This window comes from Paraburkholderia sp. EG304 (genome assembly GCF_046543485.1).
GTDB lineage: Bacteria > Pseudomonadota > Gammaproteobacteria > Burkholderiales > Burkholderiaceae > Paraburkholderia > Paraburkholderia youngii.
Window position 1 is genome coordinate 26,805 of sequence record NZ_JBKGUA010000010.1, and the last position, 23,900, is coordinate 50,704.

Below are 23,900 nucleotides of genomic sequence, written 5' to 3' on the forward strand. Positions count from 1 at the left end.
AAGGGGCCACACAACGCGCCGATACTGCTGGCGCGCCGCGTGGCCCCTTTGTCGAACCCGGCTCGACTTCGCGTCGAGCCGGACTCAACCGACCATCAGATTCAAAGCTGTGCTTCGACCCAGCCCTTGACGCCCGCGAGCGCCGCCGGCAGGTTGGCCGGCTCGGTACCGCCAGCCTGCGCCATGTCCGGACGGCCACCGCCCTTGCCGCCCACCTGCTGGGCCACGAAGTTGACCAGTTCGCCCGCCTTGACCTTCTTGCTGGCGTCGGCGGTCACACCGGCGATCAGGCTGACCTTGCCGCCTTCGACCGACGCGAGCACGATCGCCGCGCTCTTCAGCTTGTCCTTGAGCTTGTCGACCGTTTCGCGCAGCGTCTTCACATCCGCGCCTTCGAGCGTTGCCGCGAGCACGTGCACGCCGCCGACGTCGATCGCCTGGCCCGCGAGCTCGTCGCCCTGGCTCGACGCCATCTTCGACTTCAGCGCGCTCAGTTCCTTCTCGAGCGCCTTCACCTGGTCCTGCACCTGGCCGATGCGCTGCGTGAGTTCCGCCGGTTGCGCCTTCAGCACGGCCGCTGCCGCGTTGACGCGCGCTTCGAGCTCCTGCACGTAGCGCACCGCGTTGTCGCCGGTGATCGCTTCGACGCGGCGGATACCGGCCGCGACGCCGCCTTCCATCACGATCTTGAAGAAGCCGATGTCGCCCGAGCGATTCACGTGCGTACCGCCGCACAGCTCACGCGAGAAGCCGAGGTCGAGCACGCGCACTTCGTCGCCGTATTTTTCGCCGAACAGCGCCATCGCGCCGCCCTTCACCGCATCGTCGTACGACATCAAACGCACGATGCCGGGCGCGTTCGCCAGCACTTCCGCGTTGACGATTTCCTCGACGCGGCGGATCTGTTCGTCCGTCATCGGCGCGTTGTGCGCGAAGTCGAAGCGGGTCTTGTCTGCGTCGACGAGCGAGCCCTTCTGCTGCACGTGCGAACCGAGCACCTCGCGCAGCGCCTTGTGCATCAGGTGCGTGGCCGAGTGGTTGCGCGCCGTGCGAGCGCGGCGCACCGCGTCGATTTCCGCCTTGACGACGTCGCCAACCTTCAGCGTGCCCTGCTCGAGCGTGCCGTGATGGCCGACCACGTCGGCCTGCACCTTCAGCGTATCGGCAACGGCAAAGCGCGTGCTCGCGTTCGCGAGCACGCCCTGGTCGCCGACCTGGCCGCCCGACTCCGCGTAGAACGGCGTGTGATCGAGCACGACGACCGCCGGCTGGCCGGCCTGCACCTGCTGCACCGACGCGCCGTCCACATACAGCGCGACGACCTTCGCGTCGTCGAAGACGATTTCTTCGTAGCCGTGGAACGTGGTCTTCGCGCCCGAGTATTCGAGGCCCTGGGCCATCTTGAACTTGCCCGCCGCGCGCGCCTGCTCGCGCTGACGCGCCATCGCGTCGTCGAACGCGGGTTCGTCGACCGTCACTTCGCGCTCGCGGCAGACGTCCGCGGTCAGGTCGAGCGGGAAGCCGTAGGTGTCGTGCAGCTTGAACGCGAGTTCGCCGTCGAGCGTCTTGCCGCCCTTCGCGTCGAGATCGGCCAAAGCGGCTTCGAGAATCGACATGCCGTGCTCGATCGTCTCGAAGAAGCGCTCTTCTTCCTGACGCAGCACGTCGGTCACGCGCTTCTCGGCCTGTGCCAGTTCCGGATAGGCTTCGCCCATCTGCGCGACGAGGTCGGCGACGAGGCGATGGAAGAACGAACCCTTCTTGCCGAGCTTGTAGCCGTGGCGGATCGCGCGGCGCACGATGCGGCGCAGCACGTAGCCGCGGCCTTCGTTGCCCGGAATCACGCCGTCGACGATCAGGAACGAGCACGCGCGGATGTGATCGGCGATCACCTTCAGCGAGTTGTTGGTCAGATCGGTCACGCCGGTTTCGCGGCCAGCGGCTTGAATGAGCGCCTGGAAGAGGTCGATCTCGTAGTTGCTGTGCACGTGCTGCAGCACCGCGGCGATACGCTCGAGGCCCATGCCGGTGTCCACGCATTGCTTCGGCAGCGGCGTCATGTTGCCCTGCGCGTCGCGGTTGAACTGCATGAACACGAGGTTCCAGATTTCGATGTAGCGGTCGCCGTCTTCCTCGGGAGACCCCGGCGGGCCACCCCACACGTCCGGGCCGTGGTCGTAGAAGATTTCCGAACACGGACCGCACGGCCCGGTGTCGGCCATCTGCCAGAAGTTGTCCGACGCGTAGCGCGCGCCCTTGTTGTCGCCGATGCGGATGATGCGCTCGACCGGCACGCCCACTTCCTTCGCCCAGATGTCGTGCGCTTCGTCGTCTTCCTGGTAGACGGTGACCCACAGCTTGTCTTTCGGCAGCTTGTAGACTTCGGTCAGCAGTTCCCACGCGTAGTGGATCGCATCGCGCTTGAAGTAGTCGCCGAACGAGAAGTTACCGAGCATCTCGAAGAACGTGTGGTGACGCGCGGTGTAGCCGACGTTCTCGAGGTCGTTGTGCTTGCCGCCGGCGCGCACGCTGCGCTGCGCGGTCGTGGCGCGCGAATACGGACGCGACTCCGCGCCGAGGAACACATCTTTGAACTGCACCATCCCCGAATTGGTGAAGAGCAGCGTCGGGTCGTTGCCGGGCACGAGGCTCGACGAACGGACGATCGTATGGCCCTTCGATTCGAAGAACTTGAGGAATTTCTCGCGGATATCAGCGGCTTTCATAGCGTGCGGGGGACGGTCCTGACGGTTCCTGACGAAGACTGGCGGTCGATGGGATGCGCCAACTGTCTGTTTCTTTAAACGACTGATTATACGGGATCGGCACGCGTGCGCGGCACCGCGCGCCGCCTGGCTGGCGATCCGGCCAGCACGGCATGCGCGCGCTGCGACACGCGCGCGTCCGATCGTCCGATCGGCGCTATGACGTTCGGCTGACTGCGCCCGCGAGCGGGAATCGCTTAAGATGACTTCCACGAAACGTCGCGCGAAATTGCGCATGGCGGCTCGCCGCGCGGCCTGCAACCATCAGGAGACATTCAGGAACATGGGCGCTCTCAGTCATATCCGCGTGCTGGATCTCACCCGCGTGCTCGCCGGTCCGTGGTGCGCGCAGACGCTCGCCGATTTCGGCGCCGACGTCATCAAGATCGAACGCCCCGAGGTCGGCGACGACACGCGCCACTGGGGGCCGCCGTATCTGAAGACGCCGGACGGCGCGGACACGCGCGAAGCCGCCTACTATCTCGCGGCGAACCGCAACAAACGCTCGGTCACGCTCGACATCGCGTCGCCCGAGGGCCAGCGGATCGTGCGCGAGCTGGCCGCGCAAAGCGACGTCGTGCTCGAAAACTACAAGGTCGGCCAGCTGAAGAAGTACGGCCTCGACTACGAATCGCTCAAAGCGGTGAAGCCCGACCTGATCTACTGCTCGGTCACGGGCTTCGGGCAGACCGGGCCGTATGCGCAGCGCGCCGGCTATGACTTCATCGTGCAGGGCATCGGCGGCTTCATGAGCATTACCGGCGAGCGCGACGGTCAGCCGGGCGGTGGCCCGCAGAAGGCCGGCGTCGCGATCGCCGACCTGATGACCGGCATGTACTCGACAATCGCCGTGCTGACCGCGCTCACGCACCGCGATCGCACGGGCGAAGGCCAGTACATCGACATGGCGCTGCTCGACGTGCAGGTCGCGATGCTCGCCAACATGAACTCGAACTACCTCGCGAGCGGCCAGCCGCCAGTGCGCTGGGGCAACGCGCATCCGAACATCGTGCCCTACCAGACCTTCCAGACGAGCGATGGCTGGATCATCGTCGCGGTCGGCAATGACGGCCAGTTCCGCAAGTTCGTCGAGGTGGGCGGCCGCCCGGAGCTCGCCGACGACGACCATTTCGCGACCAACCCCGCGCGCGTGCGCAACCGCGAACTGCTCGTGCCGATGCTCGCGGACATGGTCCGTCTGCAAGGCAAGCAGCAATGGATCGCGGCGCTCGAAGCGGCCGGCGTGCCGTGCGGGCCGATCAATAACCTCGACGAAGTGTTCGACAACGAGCAGGTGGTCGCGCGCGGTCTGCAGGTGGATCTGCCGCATCCGTCGGGCGGCACGGTCAAGCTCGTGCGCAATCCGATCAACATGACCGGCACGCCGCCGCAGGCGCTGAGCCATCCGCCACTGCTCGGCGAGCACACCGAGCGTGTGCTGCGCGACCTGCTCGGATACGACGCGCAGACGATGGCGGAGTTGAAGCGAAAGGCGGTGATCTGATCGACGATGCGACGAGACTCAGCGCGGCGCCCTTAGCGAAGCCAGCCAGCTGCGCCCCTCGTCCCAATCGCCGAGGCCGCTATCGGCGTTGATGTGGCCGCGCGCGCCAATCTCGATCCAGCGGCTGCCCCACGCGTTCGCGCAGGTTTGTGAAAACGGCACGCCGCCATAAGGATCGTCGCTGCTCGCCACGACGATCGTCGCAAACGGCAGGCGTTCGAGCGGCACCGGCGCAAAGCCGGTCGCGTCCCGCGGGAAATGCGCTTCGGCCGGATCGGGCACGGCGACCAGCAGCGCGCCGGCCACCTTCGCGAGTTGCGCCGCGCTCGCGTACCGCGAGGCCCAGAACGCCGTGGTCAGACAGCCGAGGCTGTGAGCGGCGAACACGACCGGCGCGTCGAGGGAGTCGAGCGTCGCGGCCAGCGTGCGGCACCAGGCGTCTCGCGAAGGGTGGTCCCAATCCGGCATCCGCACGCGGAGGAACGCGGGATCGAGCGCTTCCCAGCGCGTTTGCCAGTGGCCTGGGCCGGAGTCCAGATAGCCCGGCAGTACGAGTGTGGTTGGTTGTTCGGTCATCGTGCTTCCCCGTGTTCGGCTTATGGCCCGCTCGCGGGATAGCGCGGCGGGGCGTCTACCGTATCACGCGTGCCACGCCGGCACCACGGGGGTCGCTCGCGGGCTCGGGCGTCGTGCCGTTCACGCGGATCATCTGCACGTCGCCGTTGTACGGCTGCTGCTCGACCGTATAGCCGAGCGCCTTCAGCTGCGTGGCGAGCTCATCCGGCGCCGGATGGTACGGCTCGAAGTAGATCGTCTTTTGCGGCAGCAGCTGATGATGGAACCGCATCGCGGCGAGCGCGTCCGTCGGCGACATGTCGAAGTCGGAGAGATTCGTCATCACCTGGAAGATCGTCGTCAGGATGCGCGAGCCGCCGGGCGTGCCGATCGCCAGCGCGATCTTGCCGTCCTTCAGCAGCAGCGTGGGCGTCATCGACGAAATCGGGCGGCGGCCCGGCGCGATCGTGTCCGGCTCGGCATCGTCGGCGCCGGATGCCGAGGCCGCGCCCGACGCGCCCGTCGCCCCGGCGCCGGCCGGCTTGATCAAGAAATCGTCCATCGCATCGTTCAGCAGGAACCCGCCGCCGTCCACCACCACGCCCGAGCCGAAATCGCCGTTCAGCGTGTAGGTGTTCGACACCGCGTTGCCCCACTTGTCGACTACCGAGAAATGCGTGGTTTGCGCCTTCTCCGTGGCCTCGGCGCCGTCAGCGCCGGGCTTCACCGGCGCCGCGCCCGGCGCTTCGTCGGTTTTGACTTCGGCCGCGCGCTGCGCGACGTAGGCGTCGTCGATCAGCTTCGCGACCGGCACCGGCGATGCGTCCGGGTCGCCGATATAGCGCTGCCGGTCCGAGAACACCCGATCCTCGATCTGCGCGATCAGATGGATGTACGGCGCCGAATTCAACGCGAGGCCGTCGAACGCCGGCTGCAGAGCGGCCCGCATCTTCAGCATCTGGATCAGCCCGATGCCGCCCGAGCTCGGCGGCGGTGCGGTGATCACGCGGTAGCCGTGCCAGTCGGCTGCGAGCGGCTCGCGCCACAGTGCCTTGTACTGGCTCAGATCCTGGCTCGTGATCAGGCCGTGGCCGTACATCTGCGCGGCGATCATTTGAGCGGTGCGGCCCTCGTAGAACTCGCGGCCGCCGTCGCTCGCGATTCGCCCGAGCGTCTGCGCGAGTTCCGGCTGGCGCAGCGTCGCGCCCGTTCTCAGGTTGCCGAAATAGGCGTCGAAATTGGTCTTGCCGGCGAAACCCTTCGCGGCCGCGTCGCGCCGCTGCTGCAGGCGCGGGCCGACCTGGAAGCCGTCGGTCGCGTAATGGATCGCGGGCGCGAGCACCTGCTTCCATTTAAGCTTGCCGAAGCGGCGCTGCGCTTGCCACATACCATCGACGGTGCCCGGCACAGCCGCCGCGCGATGACCGACCGTGCTCATGCCCGGCACCACGTTGCCCTTGTCGTCGAGGTACATGTCGCGGTTCGCCTGCTGCGGCGCGCGCTCGCGATAGTCGAGAAAATACGGCTTGCCGTCGACCAGCAGCGTCATGAAACCGCCGCCGCCGAGGTTGCCCGCATCGGGCCGCGTGACGGCGAGTGTGAAGGCCATCGCGACCGCGGCATCGACCGCGTTGCCGCCTTCGGCGAAGATCTGCTGCGCGGTGTCGGCGCTGTAGGCATCGGGCGCGGCGACGGCCGACGCATCGAGCGGCGGCTTCGGCGCCGCTGTTTTCGCGGCGGCGGACGGCGGCGCGGCCACGTTCACGGCAAGCGCGGCAAACCAGGCCGAAGCGAGCACGCGACGAGTACCGCTAGAAAATCGGGCGCTAGCCAAAGCGCCGGCAAAAGGCGCGCGAAACGCGCCGTGCATCGGGATAGACATCCGGGAGAACTCCGGCAACGAAGCGAGCATGGCGCACGAGCAAAGGAGCCTCGTGCAAGCGATGAAGGACAGCGTGGACAGCTCAGGCGGCCCGCCCCGCGCGAAGGCCCAGCGCGGGTGCGCGGGCCGCGCGCAGCAGCGCATCCTAAGTCGGCGCGTCGCGCGCCGCCAACCCGTTTTACCTCCTGTTACAGCCCCGCGCGCCTGCTTCGGCGACTGCGGCATCCGCGCCAGACCCGCCCCGCCGTTGGCTGCGCGCCGCAAGCGCCTGCCGCGAGCGGGCTCGTCAGGTAGAATTGTCGGCTAAGCGGGCGCATTGCGCGCCCCACGGACTCTCACCTTCTCGCATGAATACCGAACGCAAAGACGCTGACCGCAACGACGCGCCCACGGCATCCAATTTCATCCGCAACATCATCGACGACGACAACCGCACCGGCAAATGGAGCCAGCGCGTCGAAACGCGCTTCCCGCCGGAGCCGAACGGCTATCTGCATATCGGTCACGCGAAGAGCATCTGCCTGAACTTCGGCGTCGCGCGCAGCTACGGCGGCGTGTGCCATCTGCGCTTCGACGACACCAATCCGGAGAAGGAAAGCGTCGAGTACGTCGAGTCGATCATCGACTCGGTGCGCTGGCTCGGCTTCGAATGGGAAAAGGACCGCACCGAACATCTGTACTACGCGAGCGACTACTACGACAAGCTGTACGAGTTTGCCGAGCTGCTGATCCAGCGCGGCAAGGCGTACGTGGATAGCCAGTCGGCCGAGGAAATGCGCGCGAACCGTGGCTCGGCCACCGAAGTCGGCACGCCGTCGCGTTTCCGCGATCGTTCGGTCGAAGAAAACCTCGACCTGTTCCGCCGCATGAAGGCGGGCGAGTTCAAGGAAGGCGAGCACGTGCTGCGCGCGAAGATCGACATGTCGTCGCCGAACTTCAACATGCGCGACCCGGTCATCTATCGCATCCGCTTCGCGCATCACTACCGTACCGGTGACACCTGGTGCGTGTACCCGATGTACGACTACACGCACTGCATCTCGGACGCGCTCGAAAACATCACGCATTCGCTGTGCACGCTCGAATTCGAAGATCACCGCCCGCTGTACGACTGGATCCTGAACGAGCTCGCCGAAGCCGGCATCTTCAAGCGTCCGTTGCCGCAGCAAATCGAGTTCTCGCGCCTGAACCTGACCTATGCGATCACTAGCAAGCGCAAGCTGCTGCAACTCGTCAACGAAGGCCATGTGGAAGGCTGGGACGACCCGCGCATGCCGACCATCGTCGGGGTGCGCCGGCGCGGCTTCACGCCCGAATCGATCCAGCTGTTCTGCGAGCGCATCGGCGTGACCAAGGTCGACTCGTGGATCGATATGAGCGTCTTCGAAGGCGCGCTGCGCGACGATCTCGACGAGAAGGCGCCGCGCATCGCTGCCGTGCTCGATCCGGTCAAGCTGATCATCGACAACTTCCCCGAACGCCTCACCGAGCCGTGCCACGCGCCGGTGCATCCGCATCATCCGGAACAGGGCGTGCGCGAGTTTCCGATTTCCCGCGAGCTGTGGATCGAGCGCGAGGATTTCACGGAAACGCCGCCGAAGGGCTACTTCCGTCTGTTCCCGGGCAACAAGGTGCGCCTGCGCTACGGCTACGTGGTCGAATGCACGCACGCGGACAAGGACGAGAACGGCAACATCGTCGCGGTGCATTGCAACTACTTCCCGGACAGCAAATCGGGCACCGAAGGCGCGAACAATTACAAGGTCAAGGGCAACATCCACTGGGTCAGCGCCGCGGCTGCGTGCCCGGCCGAAGTGCGCATCTACGACCGGCTGTTCAAGGAACCGCAACCGGACGCCGGCGGCCGCGATTTCCTCGAAGCACTGAATCCGGACTCGAAGCGCGTGGTCCACGCCTACCTCGAAACCGGCGCGCGCCATGCGCTGCCGGAGCAGCGCTACCAGTTCGAGCGCCACGGCTACTTCGTTGCCGATCGCGTCGATTCGAAGCCGGGTAAGCCCGTATTCAACCGCATCGTCAGTCTGCGCGACAGTTGGGGCAAGCCGGCCTAAGCTCACGTCAGCGACGGCCCGGCGTTGCCGGGCCCAGACCGGTTGCCTGAGATTCGATCGACACTCATGCGCGCTCGCCTGGGCGCGCCGGTCCGGGAGGTCCGATGAAGGTTGCAGTCCGCCGCGGGGATGGGACTGAAAGTAGCATTTGCGTCGCAAGGAGTCCGCGCGGCTCACGCTTGCCGCGCTTCGTGCGCGATCTGCACCGCGCGCTGCTTGCGCTCGTCGCCTGCGGTGTGGTCGCGTTCGCCGGCCCGGCACGCGCGGATGAACTGACCGGTACGCTGAGAAAGATCCACGACGACGGCGTCGTCGTGCTCGGCGTGCGCGAGGCATCGATCCCGTTCTCGTACTTCGACGGCAAGCGCACGGTCGGCTACTCGCAGGCGATCGCGATGCAGATCGTCGATGAAATCCGGAAGACGCTCGGCATGGCGCAGTTGCGGGTTCACGAAATCACGGTGACTTCGTCGAACCGCACGCCGATGCTGCTGAACAACCAGATCGATCTCGAATGCGGCTCGACCACGCACACGGTCGAGCGCGAAAACGTCGCCGCGTTTTCGGACAGCCTGTTCCAGTACGCGGTGCGCATGATCACGCGCAGGAACAGCGGCATCACCGACTTCCCCGATCTGGCCGGCAAGCCGGTCGTGACGACCGCGGGCACGTCCGACGAGCGCCTGCTGCGCAGCCTCAACACCGAGAAGCAGTTGAACATGCGCATCATGAGCGCGCGCGACCATCAGGAAGCCTTCAACGCAATGAAAGACGGCCGCGCGGTGGCGTTCGTGATGGACGAGCCGATCGTCTACGGTTTCAAGGCGACCGACCCGCATCCCGACGATTTCATCGTGACGGGTGCGCCGCTCGGCTATGAGGTGTACGCGTGCATGTTCCGCAAGGGCGACGAGCCGTTTCGCGCGCTCGTGAATCGCGTGATCGTGCGCTCGCAGACGTCCGGCGACGCCGAGCGTCTGTACCGGCAGTGGTTCACGCAGCCGATTCCGCCGCGCGGCATCAATGTCAATTTCCCGCTGTCGGAGCAGAACCGCGCGTTGTTCGCGCATCCTAACGACCGCGCGCTCGACTGAACGCGGCGCGCGCCGTCTATAGCGACCGGTGCAGCTCCGCGAGCGACAGCGTCGTCTCGAAGAGCCGCGTCAGACTACGGCTCGCATACAGCGGGACCTCGTCGATCGACGCCCAGCGGTAGTCGTCCATTTCGGGGATCAGTGTGCCGTCCGAGCGGCGCGGAAACAGCGACGTGCAGGTGCACACGCTCAGATCGAGTTCGCCGGCACTCGCGCGCGCCGCGAATAGATGCAGGTCCTTGTCGCGCCGGTAGACGAACAGGCCGAGATCCTTCAGGCGGCCCGCCTCGAGCGCGATGCCGGTTTCCTCGACCATCTCACGCAGCGCGGTCATGTGCGGCGCCTCGCCGTTCTCGCCCTGCCCTTTTGGAATATCCCAGTGCGACGTTTCGGTGGCGTGCGCGAGCAGCACGCGTCCGTCGGGATCGAGCAGCACGATTCCGCACGAGACGATTCGCGGGCTCATCGCTTCTGCAGTTGCCAGGCGCCGCCTACCTTGCAGAAGTTCGGACGCAGGTTCATCGATTGCCCTTTCGCATTGAGTACGACGCCGAGGATGCGGCAAGTGCGCCCGCCGTCGGTCGAGGTGCTGTCCATCGTGATGGTCGCGTCGATCTTCACGCTATTGCCGGTGCCGTCGTTGACCCACGTGAAGCTGTCGCCGTCCTTTCTGTCATTGAGCGCGCTCATGACCGCGTGCTTGATCGAGTCGTTGTCGCGCTGCTTCATGTAGGTGATCGGCGTGTCGTTCAGAAAGGCGAGGTTCGCGGCTTGCGTGCCGATCGCCGCGCCGAGCAGCAGGCTCGCGGCACTGAGGCGGAACAGCACACGGGTTCGCGTCGACATGTGGGACTCTCCTTGAAGTGCGCACGGCGCGCACGGGCGCACGCGGCTTTTGATCCTGACCTCAAAAGCATAGCATGCACACTTCTGCGGGCAGCGCGCCATCGACGCGGCCATCAATGCGCCGCGGCCGTGCCCTGCAGGCGGAACGTGCTGACGACGTCGCGCAGCATCTGCGCCTGTTCCTGCATCGACTGCGCGGCGGCCGCCGCCTGCTCGACCATCGCCGCGTTCTGCTGGGTGGTCTCGTCCATCTGCGCGATCGCGAGATTGACCTGCTCGATGCCACGGCGCTGCTCGTCGGACGCGGCGGAAATCTCGCTGATGATGTCGGTCACGCGCTTCACTGCATCGACGAGCGAGTCCATCGTGCCGCCCGCTTTCTCGACGAGCGCCTTGCCGCTGCCGACGCGCGCGACCGAATCCTCGATCAGCGTCTTGATCTCCTTGGCCGCATCGGCGCTGCGGCGCGCGAGATTGCGCACCTCGCCCGCGACGACCGCGAAGCCGCGACCCTCTTCACCGGCGCGCGCGGCTTCGACGGCCGCGTTCAGCGCGAGGATGTTGGTCTGAAACGCGATGCTCTCGATCACGCCGATGATGTCGACGACGCGTGCCGAGCTCTCCGCGATGCTCTGCATATTCGCGACGACGTGCTGCACGGCCTCGCCGCCCTCGCCCGCGAGTTGCGACGCGGAGTGCGCCATGCGGTTGGCCTGCAGCGCGTTGTCGGCGTTCTGTTTGACGGTCGCCGTCAGCTGCTCCATGCTCGCGGCCGTTTCGCCGAGCGACGACGCCTGCTGTTCCGTGCGCGCCGACAGATCGAGATTGCCGGCGGCGATCTCTTCCGCCGCGACCGTGATGGTTTCGGTGCCGCCGCGAATGCGCCTGATCGCGTCGGCGAGGCGGCTTTGCATGCGCTGCATCGCGAACAGCATGCTTTCCTGATCGTTGCCGGCCAGTGTGACGGGGCACGATAGATCGCCGTCGGCGATCGTCTCCGCGACGCTCGCCGCGTAGGCGGGCTCGCCGCCGAGACTGCGCTTGACGTTGCGGATGATCAGCACGAGCGCGATGGTGCTGACGCTGCCTATCACGAGGATCGTCAGCAGATAGCGCAGCAGGTCGGCGCGGAACGCCGCGTCGATGTCGTTCACGTAGACGCCCGAAATCAGATACCAGTCCCACGCGGCAAAGCGCTTGACGAAGCTGATCTTCGGCACGTGCTCGTTGTGGCCAGCAAGGCGTCCCATGTAATCGACGAAGCCCTGTCCCTGCGCCTGCGCCACCTTGACCATCTCGACGAACAGCAGCTTGCCGTCGGTGTCCGCGTAGTGCGACACGTCTTTGTTGCGCAGATCGGCGAGCACCGGGTGCATGATCACGACCGGCGTCGCGGTCGTCACGATCATGTAGCCGCTGCCGGGGTAGCGCATCGCGGACAGGCGCGCCAGCGCCTGCTGCCGCGCCTGTTCCGGCGTCAGCTCGCGCCGGTCGGCGCGCTGCGCGTAGTCGGCGACGATGCCGTACGCGCTCTCGACGACGTTCTGCACCGCCGATTTGCGCTCGGCGAGCATCGTCGCGCGCGACTGCCACGCGGCCCAGCCGCCGAGGCCGAGCAGACCGAGCCACGTGATCAGCAGCGCGAGCCAGAGTTTGGTGTTGAGGCTGAGTCGGTTCACGCTGATTCCTCCAATCGCGGCGCGTCAAACGGTTCTGTTGAACTAACGGCGTCGCGCGCGATTTCCTGAGTCGGGAAACACCCGAAGCGAGCCATTCGATGATGGAAACGACAACGTGCGTGTGACGTCGGGGAGTTGCTGATCGTCAGCCGGGCCCGCGCGCCGATATCAGTTGCTCGACGATCCGGGCAGCAATCTCGCGGTGATCATGAAGGATGGGCGGATCTACAGGAAACACGCTCGGCGTGGCGTTCAACCGTTGCGCGCGTGGTGCTAAAAGACAGCAAAAAAGACAAAAAGGGTTACAGGCGCGAGGCTTGTAACCCTTTCGATGATTCTGGTACGGCAGGAGGGGCTCGAACCCCCGACCCTCGGCTTAGAAGGCCGCGCAAGTCCGCATTTACACGTGTTGACCGCGATACCCAATAATCCATGAAACCCCATACCTGCAAGGCTTTCACGAGATTTTGGCTATCCATACAAATTGACCTGTGTTGATTGATTGCCCCATAATCTGCCTACACGGTGCCTACACGGAGCGATGGGCGATGGCAAAGGTCAATTTCACGGCGGCGCGGGTGGCGTCATTCGAGGCGACGCCGGGTAAGACGCAGACGATTTACTGGGACGCCAAGACGCCGGGGCTTGGCTTACGGGTGACGCCAGCCGGTGCGCGTGCCTACGTCTTCGAATCGCGCCTGTTCGGCAAGACGGTGCGAATCACCATTGGCGACGCGAAGGCGTGGTTGCTCGACAAGGCCCGCACTGAAGCGGCCCGCCTGAAGACCGCAATCGATGATGGCAAAGACCCGCGCGAGCAAGCCGCCGAGCGACGCGCCGCCCATGAGGCCCGCAAACTTGAGGCCCGACGCAAGGATGCGACCGTGAGCGAGGCGTGGACCGCCTATCTCGACGCGCAGCGCTCGAAGTGGAGCGAGCGCCACATGCTCGACCACCAACACCTTGCCCAGGCTGGCGGCGAGAAAAAGCGCCGGGGCGATGGATTGACCGTGGCGGGGCCGCTCGCGCCGCTCATGCTGTTGAAGCTATCAAGCCTCTCCGCCGAGACGGTGGCCGCGTGGCTCGAATCAGAGTCACAGAATCGCCCGACGAATGCCGAGCAGGCTTACCGCAAGCTGCGCGCGTTTATTCGCTGGTGCGCCGAGCGCGCGGACTATCGGGACCTTGTGCCCGAGGGCGCATACACGGCACGCAGCGTGCGCGACGCAGTGCCCCGCCCGAAGGCAAAGGATGACTGTTTGCAGCGTGAGCAACTCCCGGCGTGGTTCGCTGCCGTGCGCAAGATTGGCAACCCGGTTATCAGCGCGTACCTGCAAGGGCTGCTGCTGACAGGCGCGCGCCGCGAAGAACTCGCGGGCCTGCGCTGGACCGATGTCGATTTCCAGTGGCGCTCCCTTTCCATTGCCGACAAGGTGGAAGGCTCGCGCGTCATTCCGCTGACGCAATATCTCGCGAGCCTATTGGCCGCCCTGCCGCGCCGCAATGAATGGGTGTTTTCCAGCCCCGCCGCCACCGATGGAAAGATTGCCGAGCCGCGCATCGCTCACACGAAGGCTCTCGCAAGCGCTGGCCTGCCTCATGTGAGCCTGCACGGCCTGCGCCGTTCGTTCGGCACACTCTGTGAATGGGTGGAAATGCCGTCCGGTATCAGTGCGCAACTCATGGGCCACAAGCCAAGCGCGCTCGCTGAAAAGCATTACCGCCGCCGCCCGCTCGACCTGCTGCGCATGTGGCACGACAAGATAGAAGTGTGGATGCTCGACCAGGCCGGCATTCAGTTTGACGCCGAGGAGGCAAAGCCCGGATTGCGGGCGGTGAACACCTGACAGGTTACGCGCCAGACTAGGCCGACGGGCCGAAAAGCGGGATACCTTCGCCCGCCTGTCTGGTGCCCCAATACGAAGGCTTGCGCATGAAGGGCGCTAATGAAGACTACTGAAAGAAAGCCCAAGTGGGCTAAGTGGAGGCTTATCCCGGAGGTGGAGGTCTGGCAGGCAATTGCACTCTCTCTTGACATTGAGCCGGACAAAGTCACACTCAACCGTCAAGCATGGATGGGCGCGCGTCACCCATTCGCAGAGTCAGAAGAGTTTGTGGACCGTCTAGATGTGACCTGTGCAAACATTCTTAATACCAGTCATTTTCCCTCAGGCGGCGCGCTGGTTATGGGTAAGCGATATAGCTGCGGTGTTCGCCTGGCAGAGTTTGCGCGGTTTGCCAGTGAAGTGGCGCAATGGGATGTGCCGGACGAGTTGCGAGCGCTGGCTGGAAACTCGTCACCCGCAGCCCAACCTGAATCCGTGAGCCCGTCGGCATCGGCACACGCTACGGCAGGCAATCAATCAGGCGCGGCACTCGCGGCCAAAAGCTGGCAGGAGCAGGCGAGGGAAATCGCGGATGAGTTTTTCGCGCGCGATACTGCGGCCAAATGCAGGGACAGCCTAGACGGCTATTCGAAACGAGTCATGGCCGAAATGCAGAGGCGGCAGATACACGGTCCGCGCGGTCGAATCGACAACCATCAAACCATCAAACGCGACGCGCTTCAAGGCGACAATTGGTGGGCAAAACAAACGAAGTGACAGCGTGGGAAACTTGGGAGACGTGGGAAAAACGGGAAATACCATGATGGGGATATTTCCCGCCTCACGGAATCTGCGTAAAGGCCAGCATCCATAAGGGTTTGCCGGTTTTTTTATTTTCCCTTGCCGGCCTGCATTTCCCACGTTTCCCACTAATTGAATTTGCATCGTTATCAACGAATCCGCGCACTGCGGAAAGGAAATGACGATGCACGCAACACCAACTAACGCGGCGCGCGGGGCGCACGGCATCGAGGCGGTTCTACCGACCGACGAAGCCGCTGCCGCGCTTAACCGCCGACCGCAGACCCTTCGCAAGTGGGCCTGTCTCGAAAACGGCCCAATCCGCCCTGTCCGCATCAATGGACGTCTCGCTTGGCGTGTCTCCGACATTCAGGCGCTTCTGAGCGGCGAGGTGGCGTAATGGAAAAAGAAAACGCCCGCCAGACAGAGCCGACGAGCGCAGAGAGCGAGCGCCACTTTACCGGAACGTCGAACCCGCGTCACCTGCGCGCAATTCATGGGTTACTGCGCCGCCCAATGCCGCGTGAGGAGTTGGACCGCACCGCAGGATGCAGCAACGGGCCTGAGCTTATCGCGGAACTGCGCCGCCGCTGCCTTGAAGTCCCTTGTCATATGGTGCCGTGTATCGACCGCGACGGCTTTGAAGTCCGACGCGGCATATACGCGCTGAGTGCACGCGACCGCCGCGAAATCTCCCGTTGGCTCACCAAGCGCGATGGGAGGACCGTATGATTGCCTGGTCATCCTACGAAATTGGTAGCTATCGCATCCCATGTCCGAATTGCGGTCGTGGTCCGCGAGATAGAACCCTTGGTGTAACCATCGAACCCTACGGCTCGGGCGTCGCACATTGCTTTAGGTGCGAGCATGTGGCGAACTATCGCCCGGAGGATGGTGCGCGCGTCGTGACCTCCAGCAAGCCGTCCAAGACCGTATCAATGCGCGCAAAGCATGAAACCTTAAGCGACTACGGGCGCGACCTGTGGGCGGCGTGCAGGCCGCTGGCGGGCGTCGCGCTCGACTATCTGACCGCGCGTGCCTGCCGCATACCGCCTGCCGATGGTGGCATCCGTTGGCATCCTTCGCTGAAGCATCCGACCGGCTATGCAGGTCCCGCGCTCGTTGCGCTCGTTACCGATGCGGTGACGTGCCAGCCGCTGACCCTGCATCGGACGTGGATTACCGCAACCGCGAAGGCGCACGTTGACCCGCCGCGCCTGCTGCTGGGCGGGCATCGCAAGGCGGGCGGCGTAGTGCGCCTGTGGCCGGACGAAGCCGTGACCATTGGGCTGAGCATCGCCGAAGGCATCGAAACTGCCTTGTCACTCGCGTTGGGGCATGCGCCAGTATGGGCGTGCATCGACGCTGGAAACTTGAAGGCGCTGCCGGTACTGGCGGGTATCGAATCACTTGTTATCGGTGCGGACCATGACGCTGCGGGCCAATCTGCCGCCAATGCGTGCGCGCAACGTTGGGCCAACGCTGGCCGGATGGTAATGGTCGCGGGGGTGGAATATGGGGCGTGACCTGAACGATGTGGCCATGGCTGGCGGTGCGGAGGCTGTGCGGCTTGCTGTGGCGAATGCACGATGCGTCACGAAAGCCGAACCGGTGCGCGACGGCGTGATTCTCGTGAATGGTGCCGACCTGAAGCCTGAGCCGATTAGCTGGCTTTGGAATGGTTGGCTCGCTTCCGGGAAGCTGCACATTCTCGCGGGTGCGCCGGGACAGGGCAAAACGACCATTGCACTTGGACTGGCCGCGACCGTTACATGCGGCGGACGCTGGCCGGATGGTTCGCGCTGTGCTGCCGGTAACGTGCTGGTGTGGTCCGGTGAGGACGACCCCAAAGATACGTTGCTGCCGCGTCTGCTAGCTGCCGGGGCTGACCGCTCGCAAGTTTTCTTCGTGGACGGAACGCGACTGAATGGCGAGGTGCAGAGCTTCGACCCAGCCCGCGACATGCTGGCACTCACAGAGCAATGCGAACGCATCGGCAATGTGCGGCTGATTGTCGTTGACCCGATTGTGTCCGCCGTGACGGGCGACAGTCACAAGAACACCGAGACGCGCCGCGCACTGCAACCGCTGGTGGACCTCGCCGCGAGCATGGATGCTGCGCTTATCGGTATCACGCACTTCTCCAAGGGTGGACAAGGTGCGGACCCGGCGCAACGAGTGGTTGGTTCGGTGGCCTTTACCGCCGTGGCCCGCGTAGTGCTGGTGGCCGCGAAAGTGAAAGGCGAGGACGGCGAGGACCGGCGCGTAGTGGCGCGCGCCAAGTCCAACATCGGGCCGGACGATGGCGGCTTTGAATACCGCTTGGAGCAGTGCGAGCCTGTACCGGGTATTCATGCATCGCGTGTCGCATGGGGCGCTTCGGTGGCCGGGACAGCTCGCGAACTGCTCACGGACCCGAGCGAGCACGACAGCGAGGCCGAAACCGCGCTTGATTCGGCAACTGAGTTTTTGCGGCACGTTCTTCGCGGGGACGTAGTGCCGTCCAAGACGGTCGAATCCGAAGCTAGGGCCGCTGGCATTGCGTGGCGAACCGTACGGCGCGCGTCTGATGCGTTAGGCGTGAAGAAGCGCCCCGGCGAGGGTGGCAAATGGTATTGGAGTCTGCCCAAGTTGGCCAGCCTGTCCAACGTTGAAAGGTTGGACACGTTGGACACCTTGACCCCTCCAATCAATCAAGGGGGCGACGTACGCGCGTGAATCAACATCACATGTTGGCCAAGTTGAATTGCCCACGCGTGCGGCTGTTTTTGGTACGTATCTGGCTGGCGGCGCGTGCCGTGCTGCCTTCAGTTTGAGGGGATGACGATGATTGACGGACTGGTAAGCGGGAAGCTGTACGGCACGGCGCAGAGCCGCACGGGGCAGACCGGTAGGGCATTCGTGACCGCGAAGGTGCGCGCCGCCACTGGCGACGGTGAGACGCTCTTCGTGAATGTGATTGCCTTTGATGACAAGGCGATAGCGGCATTGCTGGCGCTCGACGACGGCGACAGCGTGGCGCTGGCCGGGACACTTACGCCGAAGGTGTGGACGGACAAGAACGGCGATGCGAAACCGGCGCTCGACATGGTGGCGCATGCCGTACTGACGGCCTATCACGTCAAACGCAAGCGGCAGGCAGTGAATCAGCAAGCGGGCGACGAACGCGGGCCGGCAACGAATGGCGGTGACTTGTGCAATATGCCGGACGACTTTTGATTCCAGAACGGCGCAAAGCCAACACTGGCGCGGCTTTTCGGGATTTTTCCGGCGAAATTTTGGGTTGTTCCGGCTGATGATTTCGTATTCTGTGAGGATGGGATGGGCAAAGGGGGCATGAGGTGGGGCGCGGGCAGACCAGCCCTGAAGGCAAAAACGACCGCGCTACGGTCTATTGACGTGCGGCGGCTGAATCGTGAGGGGCTGCTTCGGGCCGGGATAGCATACGGCTGGCAGTGGAAGGACGACGAAGGCGTGGTGACTGCCAGTATCAAAATTGGCACGCATGACGGCGGCCTTAGCGTTTGCTATCGGAGAAACGGCGAGGTCGTAGAACAGCGCATCGCAACCGACACGACACCATGCAACTATGGCGGCGCGCGCGTCTGGTTCGTCTGCCCGTACTGTCGGCGGCGCGCGGCGATACTGTATCTGTCAAAGCAGGTAGCCTGCCGCTTATGCTTCCGGCTTGCCTACCTCAGCCAGTCTGAGGATGAGTTAGGCCGATTGTGGCGCAAGCAATCGAAAATCGAGGCGCGGTTGCAGTCACGCAAGCGGATGACGGGTGAGACCCGCGAGCGGCTGCTGGATGAGTTGTGGTGCGTCGAGGAAGCACGTGACCGTGCCTTCGTTGCAACCGCGCGGCGAATGTTTGGGCCGTTCGCGGACTTCTCCTAGCAGTGGTGCGCGGACCTACGGGCAAATACCCCTCTTTTCGGCGCTTGGTGGTCGGCCGTGCCGTGCTACTTTCCTCGCCGAAGGAAATGAAAGGGGGAAAGATGAACAAGAAATTGCTGTGTGTAGCGCTTGTCGTGGGACTTCAAGGGTGCGCAACGTATGACCTTGCACTGATGCCGCGTGGGCCTGGACCGATGGCTCACGGGACCGCCAAACAAATCGACAAGTCCGTGACGGTCACGCTAGCCGACGAAACTTACATCGGCCATTACGTGTACGTGCAGGGTGGCTCTTTCTCGCTCGGTACGGCGTTTGCCGGTGGGCAGACTGCTACGGGAAGCGCTATCGGTGTTAGTGCTGTCGGGAATGGCAACGTGCTTGCCCAATCAGCCGACGGTCACAACCTGCGGTGCGTATTTTCATTCAGCGGCTGGACACAGCAAGGCACGGGCGCGTGCTTGACCGACGACGGCAACGCGTACGACCTTCAGATAACTCGGTAGGCGAGGAAAAAGATGCGGAATACCTTCGCTGCAATGCTGGCGGCTTGGGGCTGTTTGGCGCTTGCCGTCCCACATGAAGCTACAGCATATGAATACGCTAACTGTCGTGGCTATTCGGGCCCCGGCGGCGCGTGCTACAGCGGCCCGGGCGGCGGACTTTACGGGGGGCCGGGAGATGAGGTCCATGGTGAGCGCGGCGGCGGTCTGTACAGTGGGCCCGGTGGTGGATTGTATGAAGGGCCCGGAGGAGGACTATATGAGGGTCCGGGTGGGGGTATGTACGCCGGGCCTGGTGGCGGGGTTTATCAGGGTCCTGGGGGTGGTCTCTATACCGGCCCTGGTGGCGGCATATATGGCGGGCCGCCGCAAGAAGACGGCTACAAGGGGCCTTGGGGTCCCTGTATAACGGGTGCGCTTGGAACCGAATGGATGCGTAAGCACTGCCCCATGTAGGCCATCGACACGAAATGCCTACATGGTGCCTACACGCAGACCGAGAAGACAAAAGGGTTACAGCCGAATCGCTGCAACCCCTTGATTTTACTGGTACGGCAGGAGGGGCTCGAACCCCCGACCCTCGGCTTAGAAGGCCGATGCTCTATCCAGCTGAGCTACTGCCGTATGGATCGCTATCTGCATGAAACCGGCACTCGCAGCGAGCCGCCCGATTTCGCACAAACTAAAATTCTAACTGACCTGCAAACAACCGGGCCCGGATTATAACCGATCGCCCGCCGCGCTCAGACCGGCTGCGGATGCAGCATGAACCAGCCGAGGAACACGATCCCCGCGATCGCGCAGTACAAACCGAACGACGCGAGACGCCCGCGGCCTTCGAAATAGCGCATCAGGAAACGCACACTCAGGTAAGCGGCGATCGCGGTCAGCACGCCGCCGAGTGCCGCGTCGGCAAGCTGGCTCGGCGCGTGGAGCAGCTTCGGCAGTTCGAGTACGCCAGCCGCGAAAATGATGGGGGTGCCGAGCAAAAACGAAAACTCGGCGGCTTTCTCGGTGGTGAGGCCGGCCGCATTGCCGGCGATCATCGTCAGGCCGCTGCGCGAGAAGCCCGGAATCAGCGCGCCGATCTGCGCGAGGCCGACGAAGAACGCCTGGCGGAACGTCAGCTTTTCCGGTGCCCGATGCGCGCGTGCGCGTTGCAGGCGATCGCCGAACCACAGCAGCACGCCGTTCACGATCAACGCAAACGCGACGATCCGCAGATCGTGAAAAATCGCCTCGAGGCGCTTTTCCAGCACGAGACCGACGAGACCCGCCGGAATCGTACCGATGATCAGCGCCCACATCATGTGACCGTCGTCGTTGCGGCGGCCGCCGAGCGACGCGAAGAAACCGCGCACCAGCGCGCACCAGCGCTCGCGGAAGTACCACAGCAGCGCGAACGCGGTGCCCAGATGCAGAGCGACGAGGAACGGCAGCAACTGCGGCGCATGCTTGTCGATGTGCATGTCGAACAGGGCTGGCACGAGCAGCGTGTGGCCAAGGCTGCTCACCGGAAACAGTTCGGTCACGCCTTGCAGCACGCTGAGAAAAATCAGAAACGACAGGTTCACGCGGCGGTCCTTGTAAGCAAAGTGTCGGGAAACTGCGCGCCGCACAAAAGGGAAGCCGGCGCGTCAAAAGGCGCACCGATTATGCCTGGCTGCACAGTCAGCGCCAAGCGGTTAGACCACATTCGGAGAGAAATTGACGCGCCGCGTCACAACTCGACACGGTTGTTACGCGAGGGCAAGGAAGCGGGCAGCGGATTCGTCGCGCGCGTACTGCGAACGCAGAGGAATGAACCCAGCGGGATCAGCGCTTGAGCGAGTGGAAGAAGTAGTACGTGCTAGCCGTGAATATGCCGAACAAAGAAACGGCCATTGCCATTGCGAGATCCATGATGCCTCCTGAGCCGATTCGCCCGGGAGTCGGATAGACCGGACGCTCAGGCGGATTATCAATAGGATTCGCCCTTTTCCGACACCCGCAATTTCCCGGGAAGGGTTTCCCCGTAGCGCAAAGCAGCGCAAAATCGCGGTTTCAGCGCGCCTGACGCAGTCGCGGCGAGTGGCGCAAAACGCCGCTTCATCCGGATGCAACGGCCGACGCAGCCAACCGCTTTGCACGACCCTCAACCTCTATCTGGCTACCTACTGACCATGCCCCTCTCCCCGGAACAGGACATTCTCGAGATCGCCCAGGACGCCTCCGTGCTCCGCTTTTCGCCGCAAGGCGGCGGCCGTCTGCTATCGTGGACGATCGATGGCGAAGAGGTGATCCACTGGCCCGAACACGCCGACTGGAGCGTGCCCGCGCGGATTCGCGGCGGCAATCCGCTGCTGTTTCCGTTTCTCGGCCGTCACTTCGTCGACGGCAAGATCGGCCATTGGCGTGACGCGCATGGCACCGTGCGCGAGATGCCGATGCACGGTTTCGCGCGCGACCTGCCGTTCGAGCCCCACGCCGACGTGCATGGCGCCGGCCTGCGCATGATTCTGACCGACAGCAAAGCGACCCGCGCCGTCTATCCGTTCGGCTTTCGCTTCGAAGCCGCTTACGAGCTCATCGATCCGCGCACGCTCGACGTGACGCTGACCACCACCAATACCGGCCACACGCCCCTGCCCTACTACGCCGGCCATCACTTCTACTTCACGCTGCCGCACACGCAGCGCGCGCAGACGACGATCGAGCTGCCGCCCACCGAGCGCTGCCGTCAGCTCGGGGATGGCTCGATCAGCCCCGCCGAGCCTGGCGAAGCGAGCTACACGCTCGACGAAGACCGCATCCACGACCGCTTCCATTGCCTGAGCGGCACGCCCGATCGACCGGTGCGGGTCGAGGCGCCGGGCATCAACCGCGTGATTACGATCGATCTGCAGCGGCCCGGCTCGGTGCCCTGGTACTCGGTCACGACGTGGACCGAAACGCCGCAGTCGGACTTTTACTGCGTTGAGCCGTGGCTCGGGCTGCCCGATGCGATCCATAACGGCCGCGGCTTGCGCTGGCTCGAGCCGGGACAAACCGAGACGGCGGCACTGCGCATTACCGTCGAGAAGACCAGCTGATATGCCGACGCCGGCGGCGAGCGGCTCGAAGCGGCCGCCCGCCGCCTCGCCCTCCTCGCCGGGGGGCGCAACACAAAACCGTTAGAATCGAACGCTTTGTCTGTCTGTGCCGCGTGATCGGGATCGGCGCGCGGCAGCGCTTTGCGAGGTCCAATGCTGGAAACAACAAGAATCAAACGACTCGGTTGCGCGGCATTGTTCGTGCTGCTCGCCGCGTGCGGGTCGGCGCCGGTGGCGCCGGGCTACTACCGGGTCGAACGGGGCGACACGCTGTCGAAAATCGCGCGCGGCAACCGCCAATCGGTGCAGAACATCGCGCGCTGGAACAACCTGACCAATCCGGACAACATCGAGGTCGGCCAGGTGCTGCGGGTCGCGCCCCCGAGCGGAACGGCGTCGACGAGCGGTGCGATCCGTAGCGGCGGCGGCGGTGGTAGCGGCAGCGCGAGTGCTTCGGCCGCGCCGCGTGCTGCGCCGGCGGACACTGCGCCGGCCGCCGCGCCCGCGCCGATTTCGCTAGTCTGGCCGGCCGACGGCACCGTGTTCCGCCGTTTCGACGGCGGCAACTCGAAGGGGATCGATATTTCCGCGGCGGCCGGCACACCGATCGTCGCGGCGGCGCCCGGCACCGTCGTCTATGCGGGCAACGGTCTGCGCGGCTACGGCAATCTTTTGATCCTCAAGCACAACGCCGACTACCTGACGGCTTACGCGCATAACCGCACGCTGTTCGTGAAGGAAGGCGAATCGGTCAAGCGCGGCCAGAAAATCGCCGAAATGGGTGACACCGATACCGATCGCGTGATGCTGCATTTCGAGCTGCGCTACCAGGGCCGCTCGATCGATCCGTCGAAGGAACTGCCGCCGCGCTAGGCGGCGGCGGGCGCGAGAACCCACCGTGCTATAAACGCTCAATTCGAAGCGGCGTGGCTGCGCGCCACGCCCTTCGTAGATTTGCAAGGAATCTGAAATGAAAAGCCCATTGGCGCGCGTCGCGGCGGCCGCAACGATCAGTCTCGGCCTCCTGACGCTCGGCGGCCTCGGCGGCTGCTCGACCACGACTACGATGACCTATCTGCCGAGCGGCGACACCGGCTTCGCGATCAACTGCAGCGGCAGCGACGCGAGCACGAGCTGGGCCGAGTGCTACAAGCGCGCGGGCGAAACCTGCGGCAACTACGGGTACGACGTGGTGTCGAAAGACGTCGACAGCGGCGCAACGTCGGGCGGCACGATCGGCGGGATTTTTGGCGCGAATGTGAAAAACCGTTCGATGGTCATTCGCTGCAAGCAGTAATGGCGGCACTTTGTGCGCCAGGCACGGCCGCCCAGCGGGATAGCGTCACCGATCAGCGGCGTCGCCGGCGTCCCGAGCGCGGATCGATGCGAGCGGCGAAGCGCAGCAGCA

At 64.5% G+C, this 23,900-nt stretch carries 22 protein-coding genes and 1 tRNA gene; 15 read left to right on the plus strand and 8 right to left on the minus strand.

The features are described from left to right. Positions 1–101 precede the first annotated feature (101 nt). Complete coding sequence (alaS, locus tag ACLFKU_RS14220; protein ID WP_410849515.1) at positions 102–2,726, minus strand: alanine--tRNA ligase; 2,625 nt, start codon at positions 2,724–2,726, stop codon at positions 102–104. Positions 2,727–3,048: 322 nt separating this feature from the next. Between alaS and ACLFKU_RS14225 the strand changes: the two genes are divergently transcribed. Next, entirely contained in the window at positions 3,049–4,269 is a 1,221-nt protein-coding gene (locus ACLFKU_RS14225) for a CaiB/BaiF CoA transferase family protein (protein ID WP_410849627.1), read from the plus strand. A gap of 18 nt (positions 4,270–4,287) precedes the next feature. Here ACLFKU_RS14225 and ACLFKU_RS14230 read toward each other — a convergent pair whose 3' ends face one another. Both ACLFKU_RS14230 and ggt read right to left on the minus strand, forming a co-directional pair. After that, positions 4,288–4,845, minus strand: coding sequence for an RBBP9/YdeN family alpha/beta hydrolase (locus ACLFKU_RS14230; protein ID WP_410849516.1), 558 nt, complete (start codon positions 4,843–4,845; stop codon positions 4,288–4,290). 55 nt (positions 4,846–4,900) lie between these two features. Next, the gene (gene ggt / locus ACLFKU_RS14235) at positions 4,901–6,706 is read right to left on the minus strand and encodes a gamma-glutamyltransferase (protein ID WP_410849517.1); all 1,806 of its coding nucleotides are present in this window, start codon (positions 6,704–6,706) and stop codon (positions 4,901–4,903) included. A gap of 347 nt (positions 6,707–7,053) precedes the next feature. On the opposite strand from ggt, the gene ACLFKU_RS14240 reads away from it, so the two are divergent. Continuing rightward, positions 7,054–8,778, plus strand: coding sequence for a glutamine--tRNA ligase/YqeY domain fusion protein (locus ACLFKU_RS14240; RefSeq protein ID WP_410849518.1), 1,725 nt, complete (start codon positions 7,054–7,056; stop codon positions 8,776–8,778). A 104-nt stretch (positions 8,779–8,882) separates the two neighbouring features. Then, on the plus strand, positions 8,883–9,872 hold the full coding sequence (locus ACLFKU_RS14245) for a transporter substrate-binding domain-containing protein (RefSeq protein WP_410849519.1): 990 nt from the start codon (positions 8,883–8,885) through the stop codon (positions 9,870–9,872). Between the two features lie 16 nt (positions 9,873–9,888). Here ACLFKU_RS14245 and ACLFKU_RS14250 read toward each other — a convergent pair whose 3' ends face one another. From ACLFKU_RS14250 to ACLFKU_RS14260, 3 genes are all read right to left on the minus strand, one after another. Continuing rightward, entirely contained in the window at positions 9,889–10,338 is a 450-nt protein-coding gene (locus ACLFKU_RS14250) for an NUDIX hydrolase (protein ID WP_410849520.1), read from the minus strand. Next, entirely contained in the window at positions 10,335–10,718 is a 384-nt protein-coding gene (locus tag ACLFKU_RS14255; protein ID WP_410849521.1) for a hypothetical protein, read from the minus strand. The genes ACLFKU_RS14250 and ACLFKU_RS14255 overlap by 4 nt, the downstream gene beginning before the upstream one ends. 113 nt (positions 10,719–10,831) lie before the next feature. Next, positions 10,832–12,397 carry a methyl-accepting chemotaxis protein gene (locus ACLFKU_RS14260; RefSeq protein WP_410849522.1) on the minus strand — a complete coding sequence of 522 codons (1,566 nt, stop codon included), beginning with the start codon at positions 12,395–12,397 and terminating at the stop codon, positions 10,832–10,834. Positions 12,398–12,945: 548 nt separating this feature from the next. Between ACLFKU_RS14260 and ACLFKU_RS14265 the strand changes: the two genes are divergently transcribed. The 9 genes from ACLFKU_RS14265 to ACLFKU_RS14305 all read left to right on the plus strand — a co-directional run bounded on the left by ACLFKU_RS14265 (position 12,946) and on the right by ACLFKU_RS14305 (position 19,424). After that, positions 12,946–14,244 carry a tyrosine-type recombinase/integrase gene (locus ACLFKU_RS14265; RefSeq protein ID WP_410849523.1) on the plus strand — a complete coding sequence of 433 codons (1,299 nt, stop codon included), beginning with the start codon at positions 12,946–12,948 and terminating at the stop codon, positions 14,242–14,244. A gap of 99 nt (positions 14,245–14,343) precedes the next feature. Then, the gene (locus tag ACLFKU_RS14270) at positions 14,344–15,000 is read left to right on the plus strand and encodes a hypothetical protein (protein WP_410849524.1); all 657 of its coding nucleotides are present in this window, start codon (positions 14,344–14,346) and stop codon (positions 14,998–15,000) included. Positions 15,001–15,208: 208 nt separating this feature from the next. Then, a complete protein-coding gene (locus ACLFKU_RS14275; protein ID WP_410849628.1) occupies positions 15,209–15,424 on the plus strand; it encodes a helix-turn-helix domain-containing protein in 216 nt (71 codons plus the stop codon). Next, the gene (locus tag ACLFKU_RS14280) at positions 15,424–15,756 is read left to right on the plus strand and encodes a hypothetical protein (protein WP_410849525.1); all 333 of its coding nucleotides are present in this window, start codon (positions 15,424–15,426) and stop codon (positions 15,754–15,756) included. Before ACLFKU_RS14275 ends, ACLFKU_RS14280 begins: the two co-directional genes overlap by 1 nt. Next, positions 15,753–16,550: a toprim domain-containing protein gene (locus ACLFKU_RS14285; RefSeq protein ID WP_410849526.1), complete on the plus strand. Its 798-nt coding sequence runs from the start codon at positions 15,753–15,755 to the stop codon at positions 16,548–16,550. Before ACLFKU_RS14280 ends, ACLFKU_RS14285 begins: the two co-directional genes overlap by 4 nt. Continuing rightward, positions 16,540–17,742, plus strand: coding sequence for an AAA family ATPase (locus tag ACLFKU_RS14290; protein WP_410849527.1), 1,203 nt, complete (start codon positions 16,540–16,542; stop codon positions 17,740–17,742). Before ACLFKU_RS14285 ends, ACLFKU_RS14290 begins: the two co-directional genes overlap by 11 nt. Before the next feature lie 108 nt (positions 17,743–17,850). Then, the gene (locus ACLFKU_RS14295) at positions 17,851–18,243 is read left to right on the plus strand and encodes a single-stranded DNA-binding protein (protein ID WP_410849629.1); all 393 of its coding nucleotides are present in this window, start codon (positions 17,851–17,853) and stop codon (positions 18,241–18,243) included. Between the two features lie 180 nt (positions 18,244–18,423). Continuing rightward, positions 18,424–18,921 carry a hypothetical protein gene (locus tag ACLFKU_RS14300; protein ID WP_410849528.1) on the plus strand — a complete coding sequence of 166 codons (498 nt, stop codon included), beginning with the start codon at positions 18,424–18,426 and terminating at the stop codon, positions 18,919–18,921. Positions 18,922–19,022: 101 nt separating this feature from the next. After that, positions 19,023–19,424, plus strand: a complete 402-nt coding sequence (locus ACLFKU_RS14305; protein ID WP_410849529.1) for a hypothetical protein — start codon at positions 19,023–19,025, stop codon at positions 19,422–19,424. A 544-nt stretch (positions 19,425–19,968) separates the two neighbouring features. Here ACLFKU_RS14305 and ACLFKU_RS14310 read toward each other — a convergent pair. Together ACLFKU_RS14310 and ACLFKU_RS14315 are read right to left on the minus strand one after the other, a co-directional pair. Continuing rightward, a tRNA-Arg gene (locus ACLFKU_RS14310) sits at positions 19,969–20,045 on the minus strand. A 119-nt stretch (positions 20,046–20,164) separates the two neighbouring features. Continuing rightward, the gene (locus ACLFKU_RS14315; protein ID WP_368585263.1) at positions 20,165–20,995 is read right to left on the minus strand and encodes an undecaprenyl-diphosphate phosphatase; all 831 of its coding nucleotides are present in this window, start codon (positions 20,993–20,995) and stop codon (positions 20,165–20,167) included. Between the two features lie 588 nt (positions 20,996–21,583). On the opposite strand from ACLFKU_RS14315, the gene ACLFKU_RS14320 reads away from it, so the two are divergent. The 3 genes from ACLFKU_RS14320 to ACLFKU_RS14330 all read left to right on the plus strand — a co-directional run bounded on the left by ACLFKU_RS14320 (position 21,584) and on the right by ACLFKU_RS14330 (position 23,789). Next, positions 21,584–22,492 (plus strand): aldose epimerase, encoded by a 909-nt coding sequence (locus ACLFKU_RS14320; RefSeq protein ID WP_410849530.1) that lies wholly within the window; start codon positions 21,584–21,586, stop codon positions 22,490–22,492. A gap of 153 nt (positions 22,493–22,645) precedes the next feature. After that, positions 22,646–23,365, plus strand: a complete 720-nt coding sequence (locus tag ACLFKU_RS14325) for a peptidoglycan DD-metalloendopeptidase family protein (protein WP_368585261.1) — start codon at positions 22,646–22,648, stop codon at positions 23,363–23,365. Between the two features lie 97 nt (positions 23,366–23,462). Further along, the gene (locus ACLFKU_RS14330) at positions 23,463–23,789 is read left to right on the plus strand and encodes a hypothetical protein (RefSeq protein ID WP_368585260.1); all 327 of its coding nucleotides are present in this window, start codon (positions 23,463–23,465) and stop codon (positions 23,787–23,789) included. The last annotated feature ends 111 nt before the right edge of the window (positions 23,790–23,900 follow it).